This window comes from Endozoicomonas sp. ISHI1, assembly GCF_024606225.1.
In the GTDB taxonomy this organism is placed as follows: Bacteria; Pseudomonadota; Gammaproteobacteria; order Pseudomonadales; family Endozoicomonadaceae; genus Endozoicomonas_A.
The window spans coordinates 42,181-67,366 of the sequence record NZ_JAGRPU010000016.1; the positions used below are offsets into that span (position 1 = coordinate 42,181).

The following is a 25,186-nucleotide window of genomic DNA, read 5'->3' on the forward strand; positions in this document are numbered from 1 at the left end:
CCTTTAGCCTTTTCCACGAGTTCGGGTTGATTTCGTTGTTTTGCTTTCAATAAATTCGTAGATCATGCCAGCAACATTTTTTCCAGTTGCTTTTTCAATACCTTCCAAACCCGGAGAGGAGTTAACTTCCATAACCACTGGGCCATTGTCAGATTGTAAAAGGTCGACACCGCAGACGTTCAGTCCCATGACTTTTGCGGCATTAGCTGCAGTTGCTCTCTCCTCTTTTGACAAACGGACGAGTGTGGCTGTTCCGCCGCGATGCAGGTTTGAGCGAAACTCTCCATCTGCTGCTTGTCGCTTTATAGCTGCTACAACTTTGCTACCAATCACAAAACAACGGAGATCTGCACCGCCTGCTTCTTTAATAAACTCCTGTACTAATATATTCGCTTTTAACCCCATAAAAGCTTCAATGATTGCTTCTGCCTCTCTCTGAGTAGATGCCAGAACTACACCGATACCATGAGTACCCTCCAGTAATTTTACTACGACTGGTGCTCCGCCTACGTTCTTGATGAGATCCTTTACATTTTCGGGCTTACTGGCAAAACCTGTTCTTGGTAATCCAATATCTTTTCGTGACAACAGTTGTAAAGAACGTAATTTATCGCGTGAGCGGGTAATGGCAACAGATTCATTCACACAGAAAGTGCCCATCATTTCAAACTGCCTGACGATGGCCGTGCCATAAAATGTAATGGAAGCTCCAATTCTTGGTATGACAGCATCGTAGTAAGGAAGCGACTCACCGCCACAACGAACAGTGGGGCGACTGCGTGTTACATCCATATAGCAATGGAGTGTGTCAATAACATCAACTTCATGACCTCGTTCTTCACCCGCTTCTTTCAGGCGACGAGTTGAGTACAATTTGGGGTTACGAGACAGTACTGCAATTTTCATATTGACTCCAGTCCACTTCAAGAGAGAAGCCCGAAGGAATAAGAACCCTTAATCTAGTCCAAATATGCATGAGCACTTACGTATGGTTTTTACCTTAATCGCTGAGTGTTTCAAAGATGCCGGACAAACAGGCCGGGGCAGCAGCCATGACCGTTTTGATTCTGGCAACAGTGCTGCATCAAGACAGATCCTATGACTTTGGGTAATCTGAGACTCAGCAAAACCCGGAAATAAAAATACTCCTGAAGCACACTTAAACCCTCCAAATCCGGTCGAATTTCTGGCCGGCCATTCAGACACTTACGGAGTCATAATATACGCAGACTTGGACAACTGAAAACTTCATGTCTATAAATGACGCAGGTTTTTTGAAAATTGTATTTGAGAGCTTTAATGACCATTAAGCTTTTGTGGGTAGCTTTCTTCATTTTAATTTCAAATATATGTCTTGCCGGTGTTGAGCAAGATCTTGAAGAAATCAAGAAAAACATGAAAATAGCTAATGAAAAAATAGAAGAGACTAAACATAAGTTAAGAAGGCCAGACCTTGTAGTGTCTGACCCTATAGCAGCTTCAGGAGGCTTTGAGTTCAGAATGTGTGGTTTCTCAAGAAATGCTCCGGAAGCAAGAGACGCTTTGCTTACAGCTCTAACCCATTTAACGGAAGTTTTAAGCCAAATAAAATTTTTTGCAGAAAGCTATCCTGAGCTTGAACAAGCTGAAACACTATTAAATCTTCACTCCGCTGCGCAGCATCCACTAGAACATGCTTTATCAGTGAGTCATGTGCTAATTGGATTACCTTACGCTCCTGAAATAACGAATCAGCTTCAGGAAGTTGAAAATTTAGCAGAAAAAATCAACTCGGAACTGAGCAGAATTTAGCTTCAGAGGCTCTGTGGGGGACAATTTCGAGACAAAGCTTGATATGAAAGGGTGAATCAGCCTTTCACCACCCCTGTCAGGAATACATAGACTCGTAAAAAATGCCCATCTCGCCGTTGGGTTCTGGCGGGAATTTTTTCTGGTCTGGAAATAAACGACTCTGCTTTTTCAGTTCCTGCCTGATTCTGTGCCGGATAGCAGCATAGACCATCAGACGTTGATGTACCTGAATGTCTGTTTATTTCTTTGACAACAGATTTCAGGTAAATATCAACCGGGGTGGTGAAAGGCAGATAAAGGCTCTGCCTTAAACCGCAATCACTCCACCGTCACAGACTTGGCCAGGTTACGAGGCTGATCAACATCCGTTCCCTTGATAATGGCCACGTAGTAGGACAACAGTTGCAGAGGGATGGTGTAGAGAATGGGGGCGACGACTTCCGGCGCTGTTTCTACAGGTAATACCTTAATGCCGTCGCCGGCCACCAGACGGGCGTATCGGTCTGCAAAGACAAACAGCTGTCCGCCTCTGGCGCGAACTTCTTCCATATTGGATTTCAGCTTTTCTAAAAGATCGTTGTTGGGTGCCACCACAATCACGGGCATATCGCTATCAATCAGAGCCAATGGACCGTGTTTCAATTCACCTGCCGCGTAGGCTTCGGCGTGAATGTAGGAGATTTCCTTCAGCTTTAGCGCACCTTCCATGGCAATTGGGTATTGGGTACCGCGACCTAAGAAAAGGCTATGATGCTTGTCAGCAAAATCTTCAGCGACTGCTTCAATCTCATTGCTCATTTCCAGCGTACTGCTGATGATATGGGGCAGCTCTCTCAGGGCTTTTACTACTTCGGATTCCTGCTCTTCGGTCATTCCGGTGTGGCGACCAATGGCTGTTACCAGCATCAACAACGCAGTCAGTTGAGTCGTGAAGGCTTTGGTTGACGCGACACCGATCTCGGCTCCAGCCCGGGTCATCAAAGCAATATCAGACTCTCTAACCATGGAAGATCCCGGAACATTACAAATGCTCAGGGAAGCCATGTAACCCATTTCTTTAGCCAGCTTCAGAGCTGCCAGAGTGTCTGCTGTTTCGCCTGACTGGGAAATAGTGACGAACAGGCAGTCCTCAGGCACAAAGAATTTGCGATAGCGAAACTCTGAGGCAATTTCTATACGACACGGGATTCCGGCCAGCTCCTCAAACCAGTAGCGGGCCACCATACCGGCATGATAACTGGTCCCACAGGCAACAATCTGGATGGCTTTGGTTTTATTGAGAAGCTCGATACCGTTTTTACCCAGAATATCCAGGTTCAGCTTTGTCTCACCCAAACGGCCTTCCAGCGTGTTGGCAATGGCATCGGGTTGTTCATGAATTTCTTTGAGCATGAAGTGACGGTATGGCCCCTTGTCTCCGGCATCGTGCTCAACGTCACTTTCTCTGGCGGCACGGGTCACACTTTTACCATCGACATCAAAGACAGACACCGTTGTCCGGGTCACTTCAGCCACATCACCTTCTTCCATGAACATGAACCGACGGGTCACCGGAAACAGCGCCAACTGATCGGAGGCAATGAAGTTTTCACCCAGTCCCAGACCTATGACCAGTGGACTGCCAGAACGCGCAACCACCAGCCGCTCGGGATCTTTGCGATCCATAACGACCATACCATAGGCGCCTTCCAGCCGGGGCACAGCCGCCTGAACAGCAGCGATCAGACTGTCAGCACTTTTCAATTCGTGGCTGACCAGGTGGGCAATAACTTCTGTGTCTGTGTCAGAAGCAAAGGCGTAGCCCTCCTGCTCCAGATAGTTTCTCAGCAACTCGTGGTTCTCAATAATACCGTTATGAACCACGGCGATATCTTCACCGGAGACGTGGGGGTGAGCGTTGCGTTCGTTGGGCTCACCATGGGTCGCCCAGCGAGTATGGGCAATACCGGTTCCACCAGGCACCTGAGACTTGTTGATCGCTTCACTCAATTCGGAGACTTTTCCGGTTCTGCGAAGTCGCTGAAGTTCACCATTGGTAGTAACAATGGCGACACCTGCAGAGTCATAGCCGCGATACTCCAGACGACGTAAACCTTCTAACAGAATGGGCGCCACATCCCTCTGCGCTACAGCACCGACAATGCCACACATAATTTTCTACCTTTGATTTGTGTTCTGCCTGATATTCAGTTCTTTTTGGTGGGACGCTGCCAGCCGTCAATGTTTCTCTGACGACTCCGGGCTACCCCCAGCTGGTCTTCGTCCAGGCTCCGGGTAATCACTGAGCCCGCTGCAGTGGTGGCCCCTTTTCCTACAGTCACCGGTGCAACCAGTGAACTGTTGGTGCCTATGAAGGCATTATTTTCAATCACGGTTTTGTGCTTGTTAACTCCATCATAGTTACAGGTCACAGTACCCGCCCCGACATTGACACCCGTGCCTATTTCAGCGTCGCCTATATAGGTCAGATGATTAACCTTGCTTCCCTCACCGATGGACGCCTTCTTGATTTCAACAAAGTTGCCCACCTTGGCATTTTCTGCCATCTGAGTACCCGGACGCAGTCGTGCGAATGGGCCCACTTCACAGTGAGCGGAGACTTCTGCATCTTCAAGAATCGAGTGCGCCTTGATGACAGCCCCCTCGCCAATTCTGGAATTGCGAATGATACAACCGGCCTCAATGACCACGTTATCGGCAATCTCGACATCGCCTTCCAGAATCACGTTGACATCCAGCAGGATATCTCTGCCGGTTTTGATATCACCGCGAATATCCAGGCGGGCCGGATCAATAATGGTGACACCGCTGGTCATCATCGCAGTTGCCAGCTGTTGCTGGAAGGCCCGCTCCAGTTCTGTGAGCTGAACCCGACTGTTTACCCCTTCAACCTCGGTAGCCTTTTGCGGTTGAACGTGAACTACGGGTGTCTCTTCAGACACGGCTTTAGACACGACATCCGTCAGATAATATTCCTGCTGGGCATTATTGTTATCCAGTCCCATGACCCATTCACTCAGCTTGCTGCCGGGAATGGCCATGATACCGGTGTTCACTTCATTGATAGCCAGTTGTTCAGGCGTCGCGTCTTTATCTTCAACAATAGCCTGAACGCTGCCAATATCATCCCTGACAATACGACCATAGCCTGATGGGTTAGCCAGATTGATAGTCAACAGACCCAGACGCTCACCGTTACTGGCTGCCAGCAGAGATTGCAGGGTTGAGGAATGTATTAAGGGTACATCGCCGTAGAGCACCAGCACGACATCGGCATCTTTACAGCCGGGAATCACCTGCTGAACAGCATGGCCTGTCCCGAGCTGCTCAGTCTGCTCAACCCAGTTCAGGTGGTAGTGCCCCAGGGCATTTTTTACCTTGTCTGCACCGTGGCCAATTACGACATGGATTTCACCCTTGCCAATCACTTGCTGGGTTTGCAGGGCACTGAGAATGACATGCTCCAGCATCGGCTTGCCGGCAATGGGGTGAAGAACTTTGGGAAGGTTGGATTTCATACGGCTGCCCTGACCAGCAGCAAGAATGACGATATCAGCTCTCATGGTTAGCTCTTGAAAATGGTCTCTTGATCATTCAGATTTCTCTGTGTTGCCTGCCAGGAAAAAACAAAAGCAAGGAACCATGGCAAAACGACACGGTTTACCGCCCCCGGAAAAATCTTTGAACCTCTTGGTCTGAGCTCATTGGTTTTCAATGACCTCATGAAGGCAGCAGACAGGGCATTTAACAGCAGGAAACACCAGAAACAAGCGCCGCTTTCCTTACAACCCATGTCATAAGAAAAGATGACACTTTTCTACAGTATTGAATTTAGCTTATCCTATACAGATTGAAACACAACTGTGTTTGTCATTGGAAAATTGACAATATGAACCTGGATACTTTGAAACAGCTTGGGCTCGACCAGAAGGAAATCAAGCTTTATCTGGCCCTGTTAAAGCAGGGAACCGCCTCTATTCGTGATATTGCGGCTGAAGCCGATATTAATCGCGGAACCACTTATGAGACTCTGAAAGGCCTCGCGGGTAAAGGTATTGTCAGTTACTTTCCGAAAGGAAAAAGACGGGTTTTCTGTGCAGAGCCTCCTGAAAAGCTTTTGGATCTGGCAGAAGAGAAAAAACAGTCTCTGGAACAGAGTATTGAGGAGATGAAACAAAAGCTGATCCCGCAACTGAATCAATTAAAACCTGACTTCAATACCGGCAACGTCCGCTTTTATGAGGGAGACAGCGGCATCGAGTTCGTTCTTAAGGATATTCTGAGCACTGTCGCCAAAAAGGATGACAAAAACTACTCCATTTTCTCATCCAAACCGATCCGGCAGCATCTGTATCGGCCCTTTCCGAACTATACCCAGCAGCGCATCCGCAAGGGTATTAATGTCCGGGTTATCGCTATTGGTGAAGGCGGTGAGGATGCTGAACTTTCTGAGCGCAAATGGATCAATGCCACGGGTAGAATTGATGCCAGCTATATCGCAATTTATCCGCCAAAAGTCGCCATGATCTCGCTGGCATCCATGGATTACCCCGTTGCTGTTGTGATCGATTCCATTGAAATCGCCCGCACTCAGCAAATCATCTTTGATACGCTTTGGAACACTTTGTAAAGGCATGGCAAGTCATGAATACATGACATCTCTGGATCATTTTCTCATCAGCAATTGAGCTCTAATGCGGTAGTTTCACAAGTGGTTAGTCCGCCTGACAGTCATGTCAGTGAACTCCATCACCCCATCTGAAATAATCCTTCCGACACTAACGAAACCCTGCTCAGAGAGTGGGGCCGATCTATCTCAAGGAGGAATCAATATGGCATCAATAGGATTAAGAGATTGTATGACGGTGGCTTTTAAGGCGGCATGCATTACTGCATCCAGGCTCGTAGCTGTGCCCGGAGGAGTCGCTGGCTATGTTGGGGGACGTACTGTTGGCGCCGTGGGTGGTGCTGTTATTGTTGGTGGTGCGAAGCTCTCCAATAAGTTGTTCAATACAGACTATAAGCCCAGGTCCATCAATGAATACTCTATTAGTGCCGCTGGCAGCGCTGCTAACTGGGGTGCTTTGACTTCTTCGATCATGATCCCTGCTTACACGGCCCCACTACTGGGCGTACCGATTATTTTGGGTAAGGTTTTCGAGTTTGAGTATACGATTAGTGTAATGATGGAGAATTATGACAAAGAGGCTGACAAAGAGAATCTTTTACAGATTTCACCAGACAGCTTTAATAAATTAGAGCCTTCGACGATGGAGTCAAACCCTGGTTGACATTTAATAACCCATCAGCAGCCGCCCGGTTATTGATGGGTTTTTATAGACGTCTCAGGACTGCCTTTTAGATACAATCGGACGCGTCAGTTTATTGTAATGTGTCTTACACTCTACGGATGCGTGCAGTATCTTGAGCCGACGGGTTCTTTGCCAAGTCTCCGATACAGGCACAACAACATACAGGCTCTTGGAGAAGCACTGTTTTGACGAAACTATCCCATCTCTGGACTGATTTCAGAACGGATCCCCTCGGGGCTATCCGTGACTGGCAGAATGCCAGAACCACCTGGCTAATCATGCTGCTGAGCGCTGTTTTTCTGGAGTCAGTGGCCTTTTATTTTCAGTACGTTATGTATCTGGACCCCTGTGAACTCTGTGTTTATCAGCGTCTGGCGGTGTTGCTGATTGGTGTTGCGGCTCTTATTATGCTGGTGGCACCGCGAAACAAATTGGTAAGAGGTCTTGGATACGTCATCTGGATTGCCGGTGCTGCCTATGGGTTGGATGCTGCGATCAAAATGCTGGATTACTACTCTTCCGAAGATCTGTTCATGTCCTGCAAGGCTCTGCCTACCTTCCCGCTTGATCTGCCGCTGTACGAGTGGTGGCCTCAAATGTTCCTGCCTTCCGGTTTCTGCGGGCAGGACGGCTGGCATTTCCTTGGCATGAATATGGCGCATTGGATGACGCTTATATTTGGTGTTTACATAGTGGCTTATATGCTCTGCCTGATCAGTCTGTTCAGGAAATCAAAGTAATCGAGCAAGCACACCGTCGGGCGCCCGGGAGTATGTGTTCCAGGCGCCCAATCCTTGCCATTCCCTCATAGAGTTCTTCAGACAATTCTAATTCTGACCGGCAGATGTCAAAAGCCTCCCGGCTACGGACTGATTGCTCAAGCTGATTGAACATTGAGCTTTTCAGTCAACCAGCAGAGATAATCATCAATGGTTTCGTCCAGCTCATTAGGTAAATGGTGCCGGGCATCTTCGAGATAATAAACACTGGGTCGGGTATAAAGCTTCTCAAGTACAGGAATGTTGTGTTTGGCATCGACTGTTCGGTCGAATGTACCCTGAAGAATGAGTGGGCTGACCGGTGATTTTATCTTGCTGGACTCAATACGCTTGATCCAGCGATCCATCGCCAGCACCCATTGTATGGGCAGAATGTCGGAAGACAAAGGATCGTTATGAGACAACTCCAGAAACGATTTTTTTCTGGAATTCCGGGTGTAATTTCTGGGCAACCGTGAAATGAACAGTTTCGCCAATTGCAGCTGCAATCGTCCCAGTGTCCACTTCCAGGGCCTGACCAGTGGAGCGGATAAAATGACCTGTTGGAATGGGCTGGCCTTGTGATGAGCTTCCCGGTTATTCAGACAATCTGTCAGGATCGCACACCCTGTGCTCTGGCCAAAAGCATGCCAGGGCCTCGGCAGGTTACCTCCACAGAGGCTCAATATGTCTTCAAGAATCAGCGTGTAGACAGAAAAATCCGGGATGGTGGCGGGCTTACCGCTGGAGAGCCCGTGTCCGGGCAGGTCATAGGCCAGAACATTGAAGCCCTGTTCCAGGAGAAATCGGATGATTCGGGCGAAAAGCCCAACATGGTCGTAGTAACCGTGAAGAAGAAAAAAAGTGCCTCTGGAATCGGACTTCTCGAACAGATGACAGGCTACCTTGTAGTTGCAGCTGTCGATTGACCCCATAAAGTGGCGAACATCAGCTAACTTGGTTCCAAAATTGATACCATAGAAATCAAAGTATTCTTTGAAGTCCGGGTTCTGGTCGGCGTGTGAGCCCCGGGTTTCCAGGGGAAACACCAGAGGCTTGATCTGTTCCTTGAGGTTTTCAGGATTCAGCATAGGGGACTCTGTTCGTGAGTTGGGCTCAAGGCTCTCTTTTATCCTGAACGGCTTAGGGCCCTTCATCAGGCTTTTTCCAGATCCTCAAGCCTGACTTCCATTTCTTTCTCGGAAACGACTTCACAGACCGTCTCGCCTTGGGTATTTCTCTGCTTTCTGATGTATTGCACCAGAATCAGACCCCGTCTGGAACCGAGGTCAGCCATAAACGTCATCTCCAGTTGCTGATAGAGAGGATGGTTCATGATCACCTTGTCGCCTTTGTTGAAGCCAACAGCTTTGTTTGAGCCGGTGCCTTTACCTTCTGCATGGCTACTGAGTGTTTCGACAATTAACCGGATATCCTTGATCACTTCGTGACCGTTGGGGATAGGTTTTGGCAGTAGAGCCTGCACGTCCTGCTCCTTACTTTTGCCCAGGCGGCCATCCTTATGGAGCTGGCGGTTGATCCGGTTGAAGTAGACGATCTCGCTGACGCCACGGGTAGAACGGATCTTGTGATAGCGATCCAGATCCTTGAAATCCAGATAAAGAAACACATAGCCGGGAAAGAGCATCTCTTCCTTCAACAGGCCTTTGGTTCGAACCTTTACAACCGGGCAGTACGCATCAAAACCCTGGATTTCCAGGTTTTCCCAGGCTCTCTGCTCTTGGCGAGGTCTGGTTTTAAGCAGGTACCATCCCTCTTGCAAGCACTCTTGACTCTGCATACATATTCCCTGAATGCTTTTCTGCTGTGTAGAACAAAAGTACAAATAACCAGATGTCAGACTTTTCAAGGTTTACATCAGTAACGGCTATTGAACTGAATGGTCTACGATCTGAGCAGCTTTATCGCAATTTCTATTCAAAGTGCCTCATTATAATTCTCATGGTCGAACTATGCACCGCTTAAAATCCAGAGTCCCATATTTAACCAGACGATAACCAGAGCGGCTTTGGGGTAGCGTGACTCGCATTTGTGGAGAGACACTGCGGGACTGGGGACAAGGCTTGAATCCTCTTTTTTGGCAGGTGCTCTTTGATAACCATTGAACCCAATGAATCTCTGCGTTTCATCGGAGAGAAGGTATTCGACCAGAGTTTTGGCGGCGGCCTCATGCTCGGTAGCCTTGAGGATGACCAGCTCCTGAAGCAGTGGTGTGTAAAGTGACTGCGGGACTAGAGTTACACTCACTGGGAAAAGAATGCTATTGAAGTCGACTTCTTTCACCTGGGAAAAAGGCGCAAAACCAGCATCGGAAGAATTTTTTATATCGCTCCATGTTTCCCTGACATGCTCATTGTAAGAGAGCCTATCCTGATCTCTGATTATTCGGTAAAGATAATATTTTTGAAGGACGGACTTAGCGGCGTGCCGGTAGGGTGCACCTTCCCGGTCTGCAATGTGAATTGTTGGAGGGTTGTTATCTATAAGGTAGGTTTTTATGTCGTTGGGTTTTAACGGGCTCCGCTGACCGTGCCAGAATGCCAGCAAACCCTGGGCATAGATCTTCCTGGAATTTGCTAAAATCTTATCCATTTGTTCCAGTTTTGCCGTCTTTAAATTGTCAGCAGATAGAAACAGATCAAACTTCTGAGTGTTGTCACTAACCCGGTACCTCAGGTCTTGAGAACTGCCATAGTACAGTTCCAGGGTGTGACCATACCGTGACTGGAACTGCCCTTTCAGGCTTTCCAGAACATGTTGAAAGCTCGCTGCCACAGCAACCTTGATAGTGTCAGCGTCTGATAGGGGAGTAATGGTGAGTAGGCATCCAAAAATGAAAGTCAGAATCGGCAGGTCAGGAATGGCTTTCAATTTAGAGAAAGATTTTGGGTATCTTACAAAACGTGGGTGTCTAACAAAACGTAAGTGAAACAAGATTTTTCTCCACAACCCATTGAGCGAATTACAGAGCTTAGTTTAGGTTCCAGGAGGCTGACTGAGAATAGACTGCCCCACGCGGCAATTGCTCCAGCATTGCTCTAGCTCCTGCGCCCATGCAGCGGCAGCAAACTGGTCTGAAAATCCGCCTTTGTTCGTCAAATAGCTCGCTATTTTCCTCACAAAACCGAATTTTCGTCCTCAATTTTCTGCCGTCCTCGCTACGGGGTCGCCAAGACGGGGTCGCCTGGATGGGCGCTATTCTCTATTTTATTGACAGGCTTCTTCCAGCATCGCCACAGCCGGGAGCTTCTTGCCTTCTACAAACTCCAGGAAGGCACCGCCGCCCGTAGAAATGTAAGATACTCGGTCTTTAATTCCGTACTTGTCGATTGCGGCCAGAGTATCACCTCCACCGGCGATAGAGAAAGCGTCAGACTCGGCAATAGCCAGAGACATGGAGCGAGTGCCTTCACCAAATTGGTCAAATTCAAAGACACCCACAGGGCCATTCCAAAGAATGGTTTTAGAGGACTTCAGAACTTCATTGAACAGTTTCCGGGTTTGGGGGCCTACGTCTAAGATCATGTCGTCGTCTTCTACTTCTGATACCCGTTTAACGACAGCGGTTTCATTTTCATCAAATTTCTTACCGCAGATTACATCTACAGGCATAGGTACGTTAACCTTTTCCATCAGTGCCCTGGCATTGGGGATCAGATCTTCTTCGTAAAGGGATTTACCGACATTGTGACCGGCAGCAGCGAGAAAGGTGTTGGCGATACCGCCGCCCACGATCAACTGATCGCAGACGTCAGACAGGGATTCCAACACCGTCAGTTTGGTGGAAACTTTGGAACCACCGACGATGGCACACATAGGACGCTCAGGATTTCCCAGCGCTTTACCCAGTGCCTCCAGCTCACCCGCCAGCAACGGGCCTGCACAGGCAATTTCAGCAAATTTACCCACGCCGTGAGTCGATGCCTGAGCACGGTGAGCGGTACCGAATGCATCCATTACATAGACATCGCACAGGGCTGCCATTTTTTTAGACAGTGCTTCGTCGTCCTTCTTTTCACCCTTATTGAAACGTACGTTCTCAAGAATGACCAGTTCACCGTCGGCAACGTCAAAACCACCGTCAACCCAGTCTTTGATCAGGCGTACTTCTCTGCCCAACAACTCGCCAATGTAGTCCGCAACGGGTCTTAGGGAGAACTGCTCGTCGTACTCACCTTCAGTCGGGCGACCCAGATGTGAGGTTGCCATGACTTTGGCACCGGATTCCAGAGCGCGCTTAATGGTGGGCAGAGAAGCGAGGATTCGTGCATCGCTGGTGACTTTGCCGTCTTTGACTGGAACGTTGAGGTCTTCACGGATCAGGACCCGTTTGCCAGTCAGATTCAGGTCGGTCATTTTCAATACGTTCATCAGGGTCTCTCCCTACGCACGGGTTCAATAAAGTTCGACTGCTGTCAGGAAGAGACAGCAGTGCCAAGGGGTAGAATTGGCATGGACAATAGCACAAAAAAATCACACCCGGTACGTACTCTTGGCCAGATATGACGTCAACCAACAGGGTTTTCAGGCGTTGACGCAGGGCAAAAAAAACTCCATTGAAATATCATTGATCAACAGAGTTGGAAGGAAGGTATAACAGAATTGAACAGGTCTCACGAGGGCTGCTTAAAGCAGCCCCTCAGCAGAGTTTTACTGATTACAGACCCGCCGCGGCTCTCAGGATGTCAGCCTTATCGGTGCGTTCCCAGGAAAATGCTTCCTCTTCACGACCGAAGTGACCGTATGCTGCAGTAGCCTGATAAATTGGACGCTTCAGATCCAGCATGTCGATCAGACCTTTCGGACGCAGATCGAAATACTCATGAACCAGCTCTTCAATTCTGGCATCAGCAATCTTGCCAGTGCCGAAAGTATCAATAGCGATAGACGTTGGCTCCGCGACACCAATCGCATAAGACACCTGAATCTCGCACTTGTCAGCCAGACCGGCAGCCACGACGTTTTTGGCCACGTAGCGACCTGCGTAAGCAGCGGAACGGTCAACCTTTGAAGGATCCTTGCCGGAGAAGGCTCCGCCACCGTGACGAGCCATACCACCGTAAGTATCTACAATGATTTTGCGCCCCGTTAGACCACAGTCACCCACTGGGCCACCAATCACGAAAATACCGGTTGGGTTGATGTGGTAACGGGTGTCTTCATGAAGCCATTGTGCAGGCAGAACCGGCTTGATGACTTTTTCCAGAATTTCTTTTTGCAGCTCTTCCTGAGAGATGTCAGGATGGTGCTGTGTTGAGAGAACCACGGCATCCACACTCTGCACTTTGCCTTCGCTGTCGTAACGCATCGTGACCTGGCTTTTGGCATCCGGACGCAACCAGGGCAGAGTACCATTTTTACGCAGCTCGGCCTGACGCTTAACCAGCTCGTGAGAATAGTAGACAGGAGCAGGCATCAGTACCGGTGTTTCATTGGTAGCGTAACCAAACATCAGGCCCTGGTCACCCGCGCCCTGTTCATGCTCGTCTGTTTCATCAACTCCGACAGCGATATCCGGAGACTGCTTGCCAATAGCATTCATAACGGCCACGCAATCACCATCAAATCCCAGGTCACCATGGTTATAACCAATGTCAGTGACCACTTTGCGAACCAGTTCTTCGATATCAACATAAGTGTCTGTACGCACTTCACCCGCTACGATCACCATGCCGGTTTTTACCATGGTTTCAACCGCGACACGGGCTTCCGGGTCATCCTTGAGGATGGCATCCAGAATAGCGTCGGAAATCTGGTCGGCAATCTTGTCCGGATGACCTTCGGAAACCGACTCGGAAGTGAATAGCGTGTAATCTGCCATCGTCGTTTTTCGCCTCTTAAAACTATTCAGTCCAGGGGTCTGAAAAACCGCCTGACCTGAATCTGAAAACCATTACGCAGCCCCAGATACTGGGACTCACCTATTTCCAGACTTGCATCCTGTGCCCAGCCATCAAGGTCTTCGACACTGAATCCAAGCCACAAATCGCCACAGGATTCCCGTACCCAATCCTGATTGTGACTGCTGAGTTCACTGACCAGCATACTGCCACCCGGCTTCAACAGTCTTGAAACCCAGGTGAAGATACCGGAAGGGGTGGCTACATGGTGTAACACCATATTAGCCACTATGCAGTCAAACTGACCCTCCAGAGCACTAAGGGCTTCTATTTCTCCATGAATAAACTGGATGTTATTCAGGTTTCGCTCTTTTACCCTTTGTTGACTGATGGCCAGCATTTCTCCGGAATTGTCCACAGCATAGACTCGCTGAAAACGCTCACTCAGCGTTGCCAGGAAATCGCCCTCTCCCGGCCCCAGCTCCATCACTTGCTGATGGTCGGGCAATTCCGTTTTTTCCAGAACGTCAGCCACACATCGGGCATAGAGGTCATGATCAGCAATGAGTTCCTGATGCTGTCGAAACTGATTCACATTGCGGGCAAAAAATGCCATGGATTGTTCAGCTCTCTGACCTCTGACCTTCAACAGGCGTCGGGTCAGGGAAGACGACAACGACAGAGTGTCGACCGCTGAAAAAAGGGAGCGCATGACATCACTGCTGATCCTTTCCTGTGGGGGCAGAGCCCGACGGTAAAAAACGGTATTACCTTCCTTGCGGGTACTCACAAGTCCAGCCTGAGAGAGAACCTTGAGATGGTGACTCATGGCAGGCTGACGCATATCGAAGAGGCTGCTGAGTTCAAGCACCCCGAAAGAGTCTGTGCTTAGTACTCTCAGGATCTCTAGCCTCAGTACATCGCCATACGCTTTTCCCAGTGCGGCAAGCTGTTCGACTGATCCTGATTCTGACACGCAAAACTCCTTACCGCTGCACCGTTGACTTCTGGCAGACGACCAGAAGAATTCTACTCCGTCTATCTAAGGCGCAAGTCTAGCAAGCAGCACAATGTATATCAAAACTTTTTGATATAGATGCTCAACATTCGGCGTGTAAACCATTGCTTTGTTTGTGTTGACCTGTTGTGTCGACTTATTACCGCCACACAGCAAATGAGTGCAAGGAATAACCCGGGATGACTTCGCTGAATTTGTTTTGATTTCCTGTTGACCCTGACTTTGCTAAACAGTATTGGCCCTCAGTGCGCCAAGCCTACTGGATGGAACATAAACGGATTGGTCGCTATCTCCGTGCTGGTGTCATGATTGATGGGCAATGCTACCCGACACGGGTGGAGGGCTGGAGAAAGACCAGTCCTTACCCGATTTTTATCGTTTTTCTCGCCATTGAGTGTTTCCCGGTCCGCCGCTTTCTGAATTTGGATTAAATCAAAAGAACCTGTCGGTCTGTGTGGAAGTTCCTTCGCGGGAATGACGACCTCCTGATTAGCAACCATCATGATGTTGATTTTGAACTTCCAGGCGAAGAAGCGCTTGAGACGTTTACGCCCGGAGTCGATCCCGTTACCGTGCCCCATAGTTTGGGCAATACGGGACAGGTTGACTGAACCCATCCGGATGAGGCCAAAAATAACCAGCGCAATAATACAGGATTGATGCCAGCCAGGAGAGGCTTTAAGATGCTTTGCCAGTAAATGGGTGCGTTGCACGAAAGGTGACTGCTTGAGGTAATGGGCTTGCAGAATACCTGCTATCGGACACCTATTTACCCTTTCATATCAAGCTTTGTCTCGAAATTGTCCCCTACAGAGAGAAATAACAGTTGTACTGACTTTTATCGCAGGAATCATGCTTATGAATGAAAAAGTAATGACTCATCAACAAAAAATTCAATTTTTCAGTGATGCTCTACACAATGTTTTAGCAAAGCATGACGCTTCTAAAGTCGCCGATTATTTTACGGATGATGCCGTCATAATGATTAATGAAAGACGCATGGAGGGCTGCCAACAAATTTGCGAGCGATTACAGTGGATTAAAGAGCATACCCATGGCGTGGATATTTCTGTGCATCGGGTTTTTTTCAACGGTGACCGGGGGTTCGATCACCACACATCCAGAGTGACATCCAATGAGGGTACTACGGCCCTGTTCAAAATATTTGGCTATATAGAAATGCGAGATAATAAAATATCGCGGTATGAAGATGTGACCGTTCAAATTGAAGGTGAAGAAGCCATGCATTTAGCGACATCTGTTCAACAATAAATCAAACTAATAGAAGGGAAATGACTCAGCCTCCTGTGATCAGGAGGCTGATAATGAAGTGATCAGGCCGGGGTGACATGGGCGATCTTAATCGCGCTTTTCAGGCTGCGGCTCATACGCTTTATAACGGATTGTCTGATGCCTCCGGCATCGAGTCCACACTCGGCCAGTTGTTGTTTGTGACTGGCGGCCTCAACGTATTCATCCGGAATACCTAGCTGCATGACCGGCACATGGATGCCCTGCTCATTGAGGAACTCGGCAACGGCTGAGCCCGCTCCACCGGCAATACAGCCTTCTTCCAGTGTGACCAGAAGTTCATGTTCTTTGGCCAGTTGTCGAATGAGCTCTTTATCCAGCGGTTTAACGAAGCGCATGTTTGCGACAGTGGCGTTAAGTTCGTCAGCAGCTTCCAAGGCGTTCTCTAGCAGAGTGCCGAAAGAAAGAATGGCCACTTGTTGCCCCCGGCGGCGAACCTCGCCTTTACCAATGGTCATGGATTCGAGACTTTCACTGATCGCTACACCGGGGCCGGTCCCTCTCGGGTAACGGACAGAAGCCGGCCCCTGATACTGATAACCTGTAGAGAGCATACGACGAGTTTCGTCTTCGTCGGAAGGCGTCATTACCAGCATTTCAGGCACGCAGCGCAAGTAAGCAATATCGTAGCAGCCACCATGAGTTGGGCCGTCTTCTCCAACCATACCTGCCCGGTCGATGGCAAAAAGGACGTTCAGCCTCTGAACTGCAACGTCATGAATTAGCTGGTCGTAAGCTCTTTGCAGGAAAGTAGAGTATATCGCGACGACAGGTTTCATCCCCTCACAAGCCATACCGGCAGCCAGAGTTACCGCGTGCTGTTCGGCAATAGCAACATCAAAGTAGCGATCCGGATAGCGATCGGCAAAGCGAATCAGGTCCGAGCCTTCGCACATGGCTGGGGTAATACCTACCAGTTTGTCGTCTTTTGCTGCCATATCGCACAGCCATTGACCAAAGATATTACAATACTTGGGCTTTTTAGGGAGCCCGGGTTTTTCTCCACTGACTCTAGTGCTTGGTTCCAGCTTGGTGATGGCGTGATAACCAATAGGGTCTTTTTCTGCAGGTGTGAAGCCTTTACCCTTGCGGGTTACCACGTGCAGAAATTGAGGGCCGTCCAGATCTTTAAGGTTGTCAAGAGTGTGTAGCAGCATGGGTAGGTCATGGCCGTCAATAGGGCCAAAATAATTAAAGCCCATTTCTTCGAACAGGGTACCGGGAATGATCATTCCCTTCATGTGCTCCTCAGTTCTGCGAGCCAGTTCCCAGGCATGGGGAATGCCATTAAGCACTTTCTTGCTGCCTTCCCGAATATGGTGGTAGGTCCTGCTGGATAAGATTTTGGTCAAATAGTTTGACAAACCGCCTACGCTTTTTGAAATGGACATGTCGTTGTCGTTCAAAATAACCAGCATGTTGGCCTTGAGGTCTGCAGCATGGTTCATGGCTTCATAAGCCATCCCGGCCGTCATGGAACCATCGCCAATCACTGCAACCGTGCGTCGTTTTTCTCTCTTCAGCCGGGCGCTGGTAGCCATGCCCAGTGCGGCACTGATAGAAGTGCTGGAGTGACCCACGCCAAAGGTATCAAACTCACTTTCTTCTCTTTTTGGAAATGCAGCCAGACCGTCTTTCTGGCGTAGGGTGTCCATTTTGTTTTTGCGGCCAGTGAGTATCTTATGGGGGTAGGTCTGGTGGCCCACATCCCATATCAGACGATCATGGGGAGTATCGAAGAGGTAGTGCAGGGCGACAGTCAGCTCAACAACACCCAGCCCGGCACCAAAATGTCCACCCACCTGACCGACCGAGTAAAGCAGAAATTCTCTGAGTTCCCGGGCCAGCCGGGGCAGATCTGATCTATCAAGTTGGCGCAGCTGGTCAGGAGTATCGACCTGATCTAACAAGGGAGTATCAGGCTTTGTCTTGGGTATTTCGTGAAACATGTTTGCTCGCGGTCCAGGCCTCTCAGCCATAAAAAGCGACCCTTTCATGGGAATCGATCATAAAAGCCAGTTTCCTGGTCCCGGGTCGCTTTTCGAAAATTCGACGTCGTCCCTCATTCACCACAACTTGCACGGGACGGAAAGGGGAAACCTTGATGTTTCCGGCAGTTTGCCAGGTTTGAGGGTATCGAAGCCTGACAGCGTCGTAACACAGTCATGAGAGACTGATACCACTCTTGGCTCTTCTCAATAGGCGAAGAATGATAACAGTAAATGTCATCAGTGAATTATAGGATTGTACCTGAACAGTAGGTTTTTTCTATGGCAATGCTGAAGATAAGCTACGTAATGATATTACATCGAATCAATGAGATCTCTGGATGACGTACTTTGCCATTTGCCTGAGGATAATGGCCTGATCCCCGAAGCTTTCGAGGGAGCAAATCGCCTGGTGACAGAGCGAGCTGGCGAGTTCTCTGGCACCCTGCAATCCCATAAGGGATACATAGGTGGGCTTATCCAGAGCCAGATCTGCCCCTTGTTGCTTACCCAGTACTTCGGTGTCGGCGGTGACGTCAAGAATGTCATCCTGAACCTGAAAAGCCAGACCAATGGCGTCTGCATAGCGAATAAGTTGGTTCAGTTGTTCTGTTTCGACTTTGCCACTTGAAAGTGCGCCCATGACAACACTGGCGCGAATCAGTGCCCCGGTTTTGTGGCTGTGCATTAATTGCAGTTGTTCCTGATTCAATGGACTGCCTACAGAGTTCAGGTCCATGGATTGGCCACCGCACATACCCCCATGGCCAGAAGCACGGGCCAGTTCCCTGATCAGTTGCAGGCAGACAGGAGCGGGTAATTCGTGATGGCTTGAAGCCAGTACTTCAAATGCCAGAGTTTGCAGAGCATCACCTGCAAGAGTGGCAGTGGCCTCATCAAAAGCTTTGTGGCAGGTGGGTTTGCCTCTTCGAAGATCATCATCATCCATCGCTGGAAGATCATCATGCACCAGGGAGTACGCGTGGACGAGCTCTACAGCGCAGGCAGCAGGGTCCGCCTGAGTCTGATCGCCACCTACGGCTTCAGAGGCAGCATAAACCAGAATCGGTCGAATACGTTTGCCACCGTTAAAAACAGAATAGGACATCGCCTCAACCAGCCTTTCACTGACGTGACTGATGTCGGGAAGATGATTTTTGAGCTGCTCATCAACGCGGTTTTGACAACCCTTGATGTATTCCAGCAGAGTCATGGATTATTCGCCTTCTGTCGGATCGAAAGGGCGGGTTTCCAAATGGCCCTGATTTTCCAGAAGCTGCTGGACTCTCTGTTCTGCTTCAGTCAGCGCTTTCTGACATTCACGTGTCAGCTTTACCCCTTTTTCAAAGGCTTTCAGAGACGCTTCCAGTGTCATATCACCGGACTCCATTTGCTGAACCAGTGCATCCAATTCTGTGAGCGACTGCTCAAAGGCAAAGCCCTGCTTTTTTTCCGGCATGCTTAGAAACCTTTTCCATTGACTTGGTGAGGGAATACCTGCCTTCAGGATGACCTTTGTCAGCCAGAGTGCTTCAGTGCATGGCAAAAAAGGACGGTACTCACCCGGATAAATTAAAACGGGCTCAAGCATACCACAAATTCAGGTTGGGGCGGGTTCTGGCAACACGGGAGGGTGACATGTGCGGGGGCAGAGAGATTGTAAATAGTGTTTTCAAAGGAAAAACAGGCCGAGCGGATGGCTCGGCCTCATTGGGTGTTATTCAGTGGCCGGTCGAACGTCGGCTTCCGGGATAGGGCAAGATTGAGCTTCGCCAGCATTATGTTCCTGCCACACGTCCTTATCCATGGTCTTGTCCAGGAATGGGAACTTCTTGCGGTTAAATACCGGTACAACGCCGTCAGCAATTTGATCGTCAAAGTCTTTCAGAACTTTTACGACGATACCTGACAGTAGCAGAATAGCCGTAATGTTGATCAGCGCCATAGTACCCATAGACAGATCAGCGAAAGCCCATACGGTAGGCAGGTTGCCAACAGAACCCCAGAACACCATGACCAGGACGGCCAGACGATAAATCATCAGCAGAGTCTTGCTGTTTTTAATGAACAGCAGGTTAGATTCACCATAATAGTAGTTGGCGATGATGGAGGTGAAAGCAAACAGCAGGATGGCTAATGCAACCAGATGTCCACCCCATGGTCCTATCTCACTGGACAGGGCTGCCTGAGTCAATGCAACGCCGGTCAGGCCACTGCCCGGTTCCAGCATACCAGACACCAGTATAATGGCAGCCGTGGCTGTGCACACGACAATGGTGTCCATAAACACCCCCAGCATGCCCATCATGCCCTGACTAACCGGGTGAGTGGAGTGTGCAGTCGCTGCAGCATTAGGTGCGCTGCCCATACCGGCTTCGTTGGAGAACAGGCCACGCTTGATACCTTGCATCATAGCCTGGGAAACCATGTAGCCGACACCGCCACCCATGGCGGTTTCAAGACCAAAAGCACTCTTGAAAATCAGGGTGAATACAGCCGGTAGTTCAGGGATATTCATGGCCACTATAACAACCGCCACAGCCAGATAGCCCACAGCCATAAATGGCACAATCATTTCAGCGACTTTGGCGATGGAACGAATGCCACCAAAGATGATGATGCCGCTGGCCATTACCAGTCCGATGCCAATGTATTCAGGAGCAATGTTATAACCCGTGAAAGCGGCTGCAATAGAATTGGACTGAACGCTGTTGAAAGCAAATCCGAACGCAATAATCAGAGAGATAGAGAAAGCAATGCCCATCCAGCGCTGACCCAGTGCTTTCTGCATGTAGTACGCAGGACCTCCGCGATAAGTGCCATCACCATTGTTTGTTTTGTAGATTTGGGCGAGGGTGTTTTCGGCAAAACTGGTAGCCATACCCAATAGGGCAATAAGCCACATCCAGAAGATGGCACCGGGTCCACCCAAATAAATAGCAACGGCAACACCGGCGATGTTACCGGTACCAATTCGGGCCGCAAGACTGGTGCAGAATGCCTGGAATGGAGAAATATGAAGGTCGGAATGAGTTCTGCGGCTACCCATCATGGTTCTGGCAGCCAGACCGAAGCGACGGATTTGTACGAAACGTGTACGAATGGTGAATAAAATACCGGCTCCAAGCAGCAGGTAAATCAGGATACTCCCCCAAAGAAGATTGTTTGATGCAGAGATAAAATCGTTCATAGTACTTCCTGATTATTAATATGATATTTAGTTTGTTTGTTTTTATTTCCATATAAAATAGATGAATAAACGATGACGAATAAGTACAAACACTGCCTGCCCGAGTCATAGCAAATTAAGAAATAACAATCGTTTAGGACGCGGTTGCAAACGTAGCGAAAAAGCGCAGTTTACAGCGAGTAAATGAGCATTTTGAGCCACTTTTTAACGCCGTATCGGCGAAGCGTTGCACTTTTGCGACAGGCTCCCGGAGGTTCGGGTGAAACTGCGGCCATGAGTCAGCAGCAGGATAAACCTCACCATTGCAAGACTGCCTGTTCAAAAGACCTGCTGAATGCATCAGCCGGGCTTGTTATAACGCCCATCCTCATAAACTGTGGGTCGACAAAGATTGCATCGACCGCACTGTCCCTGGTATCAATCATTCCCGTACCGGCTTCTTCTCCTTCCATCATCGCAACAAGAAAATTCTGCTCAACGCTATCCATAAAATTCTCAGAGTTAGAGCCTTCAGTCCAGAGAGTCAAAGCTTCATCACTGTAATGACCGGCATTGAGAAAGTATCGCCAGATTACGAAGTTCAAAAGCTCTCTGAGCATCACTGCGTTGTGCTTTTCTTATTTCCATTCTTGTCAGGGGCCTCCCGCTTTTTTTCTGGAGGAACGGCTTTCAGAATTTACCGGCTCTCACCCTATTCTGATAGCCGCCTCACTGCTCAAAGCTCCCGACTTGTATTTGTCAATAGTAATCCATGATCTTACAGTTCTGATTTGCTTTTGGGCTTATCAGAATAATTAAGACGATAGGCATCGTTTATACCTCCATCTGTATCTCCATAGTCAATCTCATTGCCTGTCTGGTAGTGCCCGGTTTTATCAACGCTGCAAAATTGGTGGCCTCGAATCATGGCCTGAAGCAGGCAATATTCTGTGGAATCAGGGATACCATAAACCGTGTGCGTGGCAAACGGCTGACCATCGCGCACAGCCCAACCTTCGCCTACCCAAGTGATATCAGGCCGATCTTTACGTAAAGTCTGCAGTTCAGACAAGGGCATCAGTTCTTTGCCAACACCTGCATCAAACACCTTGCATTTAGTCGTATGGGTAAACTTTCCAAAAGCGATACCATTGTTTGGCAGAGGTTTTACACACAGGTCGAGATCACTGAACCCGACATCTTTTGGTCTTTCAGCAGAGCAGAACCTGAAAAGACCTACCAGAGAGCCAGAGTTCATCACCCACTTATCAGACTGATCAGGACTGAGCGGATCATTCTTGTGCATAGGCAGTTTGTAGAAACTGGACAGAACCTCTCTTTCTGTAGCATTCAGCCAGAAGTAGTTGCGGCTTCGTTTGATATCATGGCCGTCACTATTCTTTACTTCATAGACACAAAAGTTCTTTTTGTTGTCTGCCGCCTGAACGGGTTCTGTCAGATCCAGCGCCGCTCTGCCGAAGTACCATTGTGGTTTGCCAGGCTTGACTTCATCATCAATGACTATACACAGGCTGCCATCAGCTGGTAGAACCGACTGGGATTGCCAGCACGGTTCTGCATTAACACCCGGAGAAAGCAACAGGGCAAAAGGAAGACCAAATTTGAGAAATCTCTTCATTACACTATCCTCCTGTTTCAAGAACACTACGCATTAGTCAAGAAGTGTAGTGAATTAATTAGAATGAGTTGATGTTTAAAATTGCTTAAACCGTACACTTTTTGACACATTGAACCCGGTATAAGTTCCCTGGCAGCCTGTCGGACTTAAGGCTGTCCTATTGCGGTTGCAATAAATTGGTCTGAAAATTCCTGCTTCTTCGTCAAATAGCTCGCTATTCTCCTCAGAAGCAGAAATTTTTATCCTCAATTTCTTGCAATCCTCGCTACGGACGCTTAAGTCCGACAGGCTGCTAGAAAACGTAGCCGATGAACGCTACATGGTTAAAAATCCGAAAACGAAGGGAAGTGGCTGTCTTTTATTGGGTTTTGCGCACCTGTCAGCGAACTCAGTCAGCTCTGTCCGGTGGCAAGTTGTTTGCAGGCGTGGTTTCTTTGATTTCGTGGAAAAATTTCATTACTCCATCGGTGGTCTCCTCCTTATACCTTTCCATCTGGATTGGGATGCCCGGTGGCAACTACTTCTGTGACGACGCAGACTTTCGTTAGTCGCGAAGATCTGCCCGCATAGTTGCTGCGATGTTCCCCGTACGCCTCTCTCGTAATCGTGAGCCGGCAAGTATACGATCACGTCACAGAATACTGACCCAAGAACCTGGTAGCTTCTATCGGGGCTCGACCATCTGATATTTACTTCACCTTCGTGGTATCTCCTGTTGTGACGCTGCTGCTCTGGCATTTTGAAGACTTCCCCGCATACTCGCTGTTCACCATTACCCCCAACCACTATCACATCACAGAATCGTAGCGGAGTGTGGTATTTCTCTTGGTGATATGTCAGCATCTCTCTATGCTTGAAGCGCACCCCGCACGGCAGCCGTTCGCCACTCTCCAATTTCAGCAGCACTTCACAGACAAAGGGCCTGGTGGGATCAGTAACTTCACATTTACAAGTTTTACTGGCTGTCCCACGTTGCGCGAATGGGACTGCTGAGGGAGGGCGTTTGCTCTGTGTGAATGTTGCCATTGTGACGAGGCTTGCTGAACTGGCTACGGAATTCACCGGCCCTCTGGCGGACTCTCCACCAACGGATGGTGATCGGAGTTTGCAAACGCCATGACAGGAACCAAAGTGACAATTGTTATCGAAAGTATGCCGGTGTGGTCCGGGGTTTTTGTCATCGTCGCCAGAGCCAGAAGACTGGGAGCCGCTGGCAAAGACTGTAGTCCGGGTGCTGGTTGCCCCTCCTGTGGCTTGCTGACCGGATGATGTTGAAGGCTGGTTTTGTTGGTTATTTTTTTGTTGGCTGTTTCCGGGGAGCATCATGGTGGTGATTGTAAACGGTTCATCCTGACTGGCCTCCTGTTGATCCATCGGGATAAACAGTGACGAATCGGAGTTCCAATCGTTTTTCAAAAGCCAGCCAATAACAACAAACGCTTCTACAGGTGGCCACGAAAAAGGTTTGGCGCTCAGAGAGGTTTCGTGGCTGCTCAGCATCAGTTCGTAAGCCACCAGCAGATGAGAGGCGTAAATCAATGGCCACGAAATTGACTCAATAAGGGTGGTTTTTAATCCGTAACCGTTAAGTCCATAAGGTTTATCATCAGGCGAAAAATCTAACCCCACATAACCGCTTGTGTCGGCAATGTCTGAAGGGTTGTACGACAGAGTATCGAGGTTACTTTTTATAGAAACGCTCTGGATCGAAGAACCTGCATCATCCTGATGAAAATCGACAACAAAACACCTTTTCGAGGAGTCAGCCTGACAGACGATAGTTAACAACACCGGCAGTATAAACAATGCCGCAAAGAGTGAGTTGTTCATCATTCTATCCGCGCATTCTGATTTGTAGGGAACAAGGGTAGATTGAGATGATGATAGATCAAGAAAATAAGTGTTTTCTGCGCTTGATTGGAAGCTGAATCACCTATATATCTCGTTCCCGCGCAAAGCGAGGCTGACGCTCAGGGTGGCCGGTTAATGAGAACACTCATGTAAGTTCCCCAAAATTCATAGTTATCGAATGAGCCGAAAATCATTTTTGACCAATCTCCGGCCTCCCCCTGAAGAAAAACTGTCTGACCAAATGTGAAAAAGCCCTGTAAATAAAGAATCTACAGGGCTTTTGTTTGGTGGTGTTGTGGGACGATGGTTTGGTTCCCACAATAGGAACTGAATTAGTCTATCAGTTGCTTTATTGACATCCTTTCGCTCCTTGAGGGGCGAGAGGATGTCAAATCAGCTGGCACGCTCCAATCGGCGGCTAACGCATGTCGATACCAGGCGAGCGTTGGCTCTCTAGCATCCTAAGGATGAGCTCTGGTATGCAATTA

At 48.8% G+C, this 25,186-nt stretch carries 22 protein-coding genes; 5 read left to right on the plus strand and 17 right to left on the minus strand.

The window, feature by feature from the left end:
- Positions 1-3 precede the first annotated feature (3 nt).
- On the minus strand, positions 4-906 hold the full coding sequence (rimK, locus tag KBW69_RS11760) for a 30S ribosomal protein S6--L-glutamate ligase (protein WP_257275316.1): 903 nt from the start codon (positions 904-906) through the stop codon (positions 4-6).
- Between the two features lie 393 nt (positions 907-1,299).
- On the opposite strand from rimK, the gene KBW69_RS11765 reads away from it, so the two are divergent.
- Entirely contained in the window at positions 1,300-1,791 is a 492-nt protein-coding gene (locus KBW69_RS11765) for a hypothetical protein (protein ID WP_257280986.1), read from the plus strand.
- Positions 1,792-2,109: 318 nt separating this feature from the next.
- Here KBW69_RS11765 and glmS read toward each other — a convergent pair whose 3' ends face one another.
- Complete coding sequence (gene glmS / locus KBW69_RS11770) at positions 2,110-3,942, minus strand: glutamine--fructose-6-phosphate transaminase (isomerizing) (protein ID WP_257280987.1); 1,833 nt, start codon at positions 3,940-3,942, stop codon at positions 2,110-2,112.
- Positions 3,943-3,977: 35 nt separating this feature from the next.
- The gene (gene glmU, locus KBW69_RS11775; protein WP_257280988.1) at positions 3,978-5,354 is read right to left on the minus strand and encodes a bifunctional UDP-N-acetylglucosamine diphosphorylase/glucosamine-1-phosphate N-acetyltransferase GlmU; all 1,377 of its coding nucleotides are present in this window, start codon (positions 5,352-5,354) and stop codon (positions 3,978-3,980) included.
- Positions 5,355-5,680: 326 nt separating this feature from the next.
- Here glmU and KBW69_RS11780 point away from each other — a divergent pair, with 326 nt between their 5' ends.
- The 3 genes from KBW69_RS11780 (at position 5,681) to dsbB (ending at position 7,843) form a co-directional block, all read left to right on the plus strand.
- Positions 5,681-6,421: a TrmB family transcriptional regulator gene (locus tag KBW69_RS11780; protein ID WP_257280989.1), complete on the plus strand. Its 741-nt coding sequence runs from the start codon at positions 5,681-5,683 to the stop codon at positions 6,419-6,421.
- A 202-nt stretch (positions 6,422-6,623) separates the two neighbouring features.
- Entirely contained in the window at positions 6,624-7,082 is a 459-nt protein-coding gene (locus tag KBW69_RS11785; RefSeq protein WP_257280990.1) for a hypothetical protein, read from the plus strand.
- Between the two features lie 206 nt (positions 7,083-7,288).
- Positions 7,289-7,843 (plus strand): disulfide bond formation protein DsbB, encoded by a 555-nt coding sequence (gene dsbB, locus KBW69_RS11790; protein WP_257255580.1) that lies wholly within the window; start codon positions 7,289-7,291, stop codon positions 7,841-7,843.
- 137 nt (positions 7,844-7,980) lie between these two features.
- On the opposite strand, the gene KBW69_RS11795 is transcribed toward dsbB, so the two are convergent.
- The 7 genes from KBW69_RS11795 to KBW69_RS11825 all read right to left on the minus strand — a co-directional run bounded on the left by KBW69_RS11795 (position 7,981) and on the right by KBW69_RS11825 (position 15,453).
- Positions 7,981-9,018 (minus strand): alpha/beta hydrolase, encoded by a 1,038-nt coding sequence (locus KBW69_RS11795; RefSeq protein ID WP_257280991.1) that lies wholly within the window; start codon positions 9,016-9,018, stop codon positions 7,981-7,983.
- The gene (locus KBW69_RS11800) at positions 9,018-9,662 is read right to left on the minus strand and encodes a transcription termination/antitermination NusG family protein (protein WP_257254097.1); all 645 of its coding nucleotides are present in this window, start codon (positions 9,660-9,662) and stop codon (positions 9,018-9,020) included. The genes KBW69_RS11795 and KBW69_RS11800 overlap by 1 nt, the downstream gene beginning before the upstream one ends.
- A 170-nt stretch (positions 9,663-9,832) precedes the next feature.
- Positions 9,833-10,816, minus strand: a complete 984-nt coding sequence (gene modA / locus KBW69_RS11805) for a molybdate ABC transporter substrate-binding protein (protein WP_257254098.1) — start codon at positions 10,814-10,816, stop codon at positions 9,833-9,835.
- Between the two features lie 273 nt (positions 10,817-11,089).
- Entirely contained in the window at positions 11,090-12,253 is a 1,164-nt protein-coding gene (locus KBW69_RS11810) for a phosphoglycerate kinase (protein ID WP_257253737.1), read from the minus strand.
- A 286-nt stretch (positions 12,254-12,539) separates the two neighbouring features.
- On the minus strand, positions 12,540-13,703 hold the full coding sequence (metK, locus tag KBW69_RS11815) for a methionine adenosyltransferase (protein WP_257280992.1): 1,164 nt from the start codon (positions 13,701-13,703) through the stop codon (positions 12,540-12,542).
- 26 nt (positions 13,704-13,729) lie between these two features.
- On the minus strand, positions 13,730-14,698 hold the full coding sequence (locus tag KBW69_RS11820; protein WP_257280993.1) for a metalloregulator ArsR/SmtB family transcription factor: 969 nt from the start codon (positions 14,696-14,698) through the stop codon (positions 13,730-13,732).
- 284 nt (positions 14,699-14,982) lie between these two features.
- Complete coding sequence (locus tag KBW69_RS11825) at positions 14,983-15,453, minus strand: hypothetical protein (protein ID WP_257280994.1); 471 nt, start codon at positions 15,451-15,453, stop codon at positions 14,983-14,985.
- 145 nt (positions 15,454-15,598) lie between these two features.
- On the opposite strand from KBW69_RS11825, the gene KBW69_RS11830 reads away from it, so the two are divergent.
- Entirely contained in the window at positions 15,599-16,012 is a 414-nt protein-coding gene (locus KBW69_RS11830) for a nuclear transport factor 2 family protein (RefSeq protein WP_257280995.1), read from the plus strand.
- 62 nt (positions 16,013-16,074) lie between these two features.
- Here KBW69_RS11830 and dxs read toward each other — a convergent pair whose 3' ends face one another.
- The 7 genes from dxs to KBW69_RS11865 all read right to left on the minus strand — a co-directional run bounded on the left by dxs (position 16,075) and on the right by KBW69_RS11865 (position 24,680).
- A complete protein-coding gene (gene dxs, locus KBW69_RS11835; RefSeq protein ID WP_257280996.1) occupies positions 16,075-18,000 on the minus strand; it encodes a 1-deoxy-D-xylulose-5-phosphate synthase in 1,926 nt (641 codons plus the stop codon).
- A 364-nt stretch (positions 18,001-18,364) separates the two neighbouring features.
- Complete coding sequence (gene ispA / locus KBW69_RS11840) at positions 18,365-19,252, minus strand: (2E,6E)-farnesyl diphosphate synthase (RefSeq protein ID WP_257255376.1); 888 nt, start codon at positions 19,250-19,252, stop codon at positions 18,365-18,367.
- Positions 19,253-19,255: 3 nt separating this feature from the next.
- Entirely contained in the window at positions 19,256-19,630 is a 375-nt protein-coding gene (locus tag KBW69_RS23790; protein WP_373690691.1) for an exodeoxyribonuclease VII small subunit, read from the minus strand.
- A gap of 126 nt (positions 19,631-19,756) precedes the next feature.
- Positions 19,757-21,229: a sodium:alanine symporter family protein gene (locus tag KBW69_RS11850; RefSeq protein ID WP_257280997.1), complete on the minus strand. Its 1,473-nt coding sequence runs from the start codon at positions 21,227-21,229 to the stop codon at positions 19,757-19,759.
- A 296-nt stretch (positions 21,230-21,525) separates the two neighbouring features.
- Entirely contained in the window at positions 21,526-21,813 is a 288-nt protein-coding gene (locus KBW69_RS11855) for a hypothetical protein (RefSeq protein ID WP_257280998.1), read from the minus strand.
- Positions 21,814-21,986: 173 nt separating this feature from the next.
- Complete coding sequence (locus KBW69_RS11860) at positions 21,987-22,847, minus strand: hypothetical protein (RefSeq protein WP_257280999.1); 861 nt, start codon at positions 22,845-22,847, stop codon at positions 21,987-21,989.
- Positions 22,848-23,303: 456 nt separating this feature from the next.
- Positions 23,304-24,680 carry a hypothetical protein gene (locus tag KBW69_RS11865; RefSeq protein ID WP_257281000.1) on the minus strand — a complete coding sequence of 459 codons (1,377 nt, stop codon included), beginning with the start codon at positions 24,678-24,680 and terminating at the stop codon, positions 23,304-23,306.
- Between the last annotated feature and the right edge of the window lie 506 nt (positions 24,681-25,186).

Excerpts from the sequence above, each read along its gene's own strand:
- glmS (WP_257280987.1), bottom strand. The coding sequence starts at position 3,942 with ATGTGTGGCATTGTCGGTGCTGTAGCGCAGAGGGATGTGGCGCCCATT.
- KBW69_RS11765 (WP_257280986.1), top strand. The coding sequence starts at position 1,300 with ATGACCATTAAGCTTTTGTGGGTAGCTTTCTTCATTTTAATTTCAAAT.
- dxs (WP_257280996.1), bottom strand. The coding sequence starts at position 18,000 with ATGTTTCACGAAATACCCAAGACAAAGCCTGATACTCCCTTGTTAGAT.
- KBW69_RS11860 (WP_257280999.1), bottom strand. The coding sequence starts at position 22,847 with ATGAAGAGATTTCTCAAATTTGGTCTTCCTTTTGCCCTGTTGCTTTCT.
- KBW69_RS11865 (WP_257281000.1), bottom strand. The coding sequence starts at position 24,680 with ATGATGAACAACTCACTCTTTGCGGCATTGTTTATACTGCCGGTGTTG.
- metK (WP_257280992.1), bottom strand. The coding sequence starts at position 13,703 with ATGGCAGATTACACGCTATTCACTTCCGAGTCGGTTTCCGAAGGTCAT.
- KBW69_RS11810 (WP_257253737.1), bottom strand. The coding sequence starts at position 12,253 with ATGAACGTATTGAAAATGACCGACCTGAATCTGACTGGCAAACGGGTC.
- ispA (WP_257255376.1), bottom strand. The coding sequence starts at position 19,252 with ATGACTCTGCTGGAATACATCAAGGGTTGTCAAAACCGCGTTGATGAG.
- KBW69_RS11830 (WP_257280995.1), top strand. The coding sequence starts at position 15,599 with ATGAATGAAAAAGTAATGACTCATCAACAAAAAATTCAATTTTTCAGT.
- rimK (WP_257275316.1), bottom strand. The coding sequence starts at position 906 with ATGAAAATTGCAGTACTGTCTCGTAACCCCAAATTGTACTCAACTCGT.
- KBW69_RS11780 (WP_257280989.1), top strand. The coding sequence starts at position 5,681 with ATGAACCTGGATACTTTGAAACAGCTTGGGCTCGACCAGAAGGAAATC.
- glmU (WP_257280988.1), bottom strand. The coding sequence starts at position 5,354 with ATGAGAGCTGATATCGTCATTCTTGCTGCTGGTCAGGGCAGCCGTATG.
- KBW69_RS11785 (WP_257280990.1), top strand. The coding sequence starts at position 6,624 with ATGGCATCAATAGGATTAAGAGATTGTATGACGGTGGCTTTTAAGGCG.
- KBW69_RS11795 (WP_257280991.1), bottom strand. The coding sequence starts at position 9,018 with ATGAAGGGCCCTAAGCCGTTCAGGATAAAAGAGAGCCTTGAGCCCAAC.
- KBW69_RS23790 (WP_373690691.1), bottom strand. The coding sequence starts at position 19,630 with ATGCTTGAGCCCGTTTTAATTTATCCGGGTGAGTACCGTCCTTTTTTG.
- KBW69_RS11800 (WP_257254097.1), bottom strand. The coding sequence starts at position 9,662 with ATGCAGAGTCAAGAGTGCTTGCAAGAGGGATGGTACCTGCTTAAAACC.
- KBW69_RS11850 (WP_257280997.1), bottom strand. The coding sequence starts at position 21,229 with ATGAACGATTTTATCTCTGCATCAAACAATCTTCTTTGGGGGAGTATC.